General features: G+C 46.7%; 2 protein-coding genes. Both read left to right on the forward strand.

The annotated features are described in order from the left end of the window. On the forward strand, nucleotides 1–2,074 hold a 2,074-nt coding region (locus IT291_11175; GenBank protein MCC6221790.1), incomplete at its 5' end, for a hypothetical protein. 274 nt (nucleotides 2,075–2,348) lie between these two features. Continuing rightward, on the forward strand, nucleotides 2,349–3,148 hold an 800-nt coding region (locus IT291_11180), incomplete at its 3' end, for a trehalose-6-phosphate synthase (GenBank protein MCC6221791.1).

Raw genomic sequence — 3,148 nt, forward strand, 5'->3', positions numbered from 1 at the left:
TAACAATCCGCCTACGATTGATAATTGGCAAACCATAGACGATCCAAGTCTTGACCCAGGAAGACAGTTTTTTCAAGTCACCGCTATTAAAACTTACTCCTTCCTCCCCACAACTCTGCTTGCAAGCTTCTTACAGGATGAAGGCGGAATCGATGGGGAATTTTCAATGTACGATACTGCTAACAGCTTTGCCAAAACAACGCCGGCAGATTTGCAGGGACTACCCATTCGGTCATTTGAGGTGATAAACACCTCAACTATTTTTGTTGGTGCAGGAGTTCCGGCGAGCAATGCTACTGCTTCGACAAATGGCATTTATCGAAGCACTGATAGCGGAGTGTCCTGGTCGGAAATTATCGATACCGATCTCTCCTCTACTGTAAATACTAATGAATTTGCTTACGACAGTGCTCAAGACATTCTATATGCCGCTGCCGAAGACGGTTTGTTCCGCCTCCTCGATGCTACGACGGCAACTAACTGGGAGCGCTGTAATTCCTTTACGTCTTCGGGCCCAGGCTCTGGCAATGAAGAGGTGTTTACCGTGGCAGTGGATCTTTCAACCGGCGCTCTTTATGCGGCTAGTGGTCGCGATGTTTATCGCAGCAATGACAATTGTGATTCTTGGAGTAGAATCTACGAGGGGCTCGATAGCGAGATTACTAGCACGCTCTTTTTCGACGCGCTGGTGCAGGGTTCTAACACGGGATTTTATGCCCTTGAGGAAAACGACGATGTGCTTACCAGTCCATCTTACGTGTTGTGGAATGGATTTTTGCAGATGGTAAATATTTTAGAGCTAGTTAATAAGGGAACAAGTGACTTAAGCGTTACTATTTCGCTATTTGACATCAATGGGGTAGAGCAAAGCGAAACCACGCTAGACATTTCTGCACAAAATCAACGCGACGTAATCGTAAACGATCTCACGGGTTTTAGTGCTGACTCCTATGGCTTATTGCGGCTCACCTTCAGCTCTGCTAATTTAGATGGCCGCATGTTTTTTTATCGAACCTTAGATAGTTATCAGAGCTACGAATTTGCCTACGCCCTTCCCCTAAGCAACGCTCGGGATGGAACTTCCTATGTGGCATTTAATACTTTTAATCCTAGCTTAAATGCGGCCGATTCTGGGGACCAGGTATTAAATTGGCTAAGTATAGTAAATCTGTCGAGCGAGACGGAAAGCTTTGAGATCAACCGCTATGGTTTAGATGGTACCTTGTTAGCCACTCAAAACATCGGTGTACAGGCATTTGGGCGAACAGACATAGATGGCGGCCATGGTGAGGGAGACAATGTCGTTGGTTATAACGAGATAGTTCCCGCTGACCCGTCTGCACAGTACAAGGCCGAATTAGTGCGCTACGGCCAGCGCACGGATTCTACCTTTGCGTTTGCATTTCCTCTGGTGAGCACATCTGCAGAGGATGAGCATTGGGTGGAAATTTCTGCTGGAGGCGGGGCGCAAAATTGGCTTGAGGTACAAAATATTGGAGCAGACGCCCAAAATGTCAATCTTTACTTCTATGACAATAACGGAAATTTAGTCAGTCTTAGCAATGCCGCATTGGGTGCGCGCTCAGGGGTGCATTTAGATGCAAGTGCGGTTTTGGGTGCGGGACAATCTGGCGCAGTGCACATTCAGGGAACTGACGATAACGATGTGCTGGTTGCACAGAGCATGTTCTATTTTCGCGATTCCTCGGGGAGCATTGAGGCGATGTATGGCAGTCAGCCACCCTCATCGCTTGGCGGCACGCGCTGGGGAAGCTGGAACCTGTTTCTCAATGCCTATAATTGGCTAAGACTTTTTAATACCGGAGATTCGACTGCCGATGTCGTCGTTACGGTATATAACGGCAATAACACTCCCACGGAGAGAGCGTTTGCGCTAGCACCGAAAAGTGGTACCGATTTAGGATTGCACGAGACAAGTAGCTTTGCCACGAGTGTGGATACATATGGCAGTGTGAAGGTCGAGGGATCCAATCTTCTTACGGGATTGCTAAGACTTCGCCCAACCCAAAGTGGCGGCATCGATTTTGCGGCACCTACGGCGGTGAGGCCTTAGGGGATCTCGAAAAGAAAGACGCTTCTCCTGTTGCTTTAATGAGTTGCTACTCTGAATAGAATGTTCTTGCGCGGGGCCGTTAGATTTCAGCAAATAGGCGTTGGTGCCAGAGGAGTAGCATCTCCACATATTCTTTTAATAAGCTCACTAATCTGCAACGTCGTTAGAGCAGATCGGATCTGGGCTTTGACTCAGGCTCGGATGATGCTATACCTACAAGAGTCGTATCGCTGAATATTTGATTTAAAATTTATCTGTAATCGGGATAGCGCAAATGACCAGTGTAAATCGAATTGTTTGTGTTTCTAACCGCCTTCCCATCACTGTTATAGAGGAGCCGGACAGGATAGATTTACAGCCAAGCTCAGGTGGTTTAGTAACAGCAATGGCGCCAGTGCTGAGGAAGTGTCGCGGTGTTTGGATAGGATGGCCCGGGGAGATTAAGTCTGAAGAACGAGTGATTAGGAAGGCTCTTAGCGAATTTTCATCGCGGTCGGAGTTCGATTTAATTCCAGTTCTATTGGACAAGAACGCAATTGAAAAATTCTATTACGGCTTCTCAAATCAGGTCATATGGCCATTGTTTCACGAGCTACAAAGTAGATGCAATTTCGAGCCTGAGTTTTGGTCCACATACCTCGAAGTGCAGCAGGTGTTTTGCGATGAAGTAGTGAAACACATAAGACCAGGCGATTTAATCTGGATTCACGATTACCATTTGATGGGAGTCGCCAGACTTCTACGAGAGCGAAATGTTATCAATACAATATGTTTTTTCCTACATACGCCTTTCCCGGGATACAATATTTTCTCCAAGCTTCCATCGCGTAGCGATGTAATAGACTCGCTAATTAATTGTAATCTAATTGGCTTTCAGACGGATAAAGATTTAACGCATTTCGCGGATGCGGTCGAGTCGCTATTGGAAGTCAAATGCGATAAGACGAGCTCGGGTGTTACAGTCGTCAATTTGGAGCAACAAGAGTGTAAGTTGGGGAGCTTCCCGGTTAGCATAGATTTTGCGGAATTCGACGACATGGCTCGTTTGCCAGAGGTTGAGGCGAATGCACAAAA

It is taken from the genome of Deltaproteobacteria bacterium (assembly GCA_020845775.1).
In the GTDB taxonomy this organism is placed as follows: Bacteria; Bdellovibrionota_C; UBA2361; order SZUA-149; family JADLFC01; genus JADLFC01.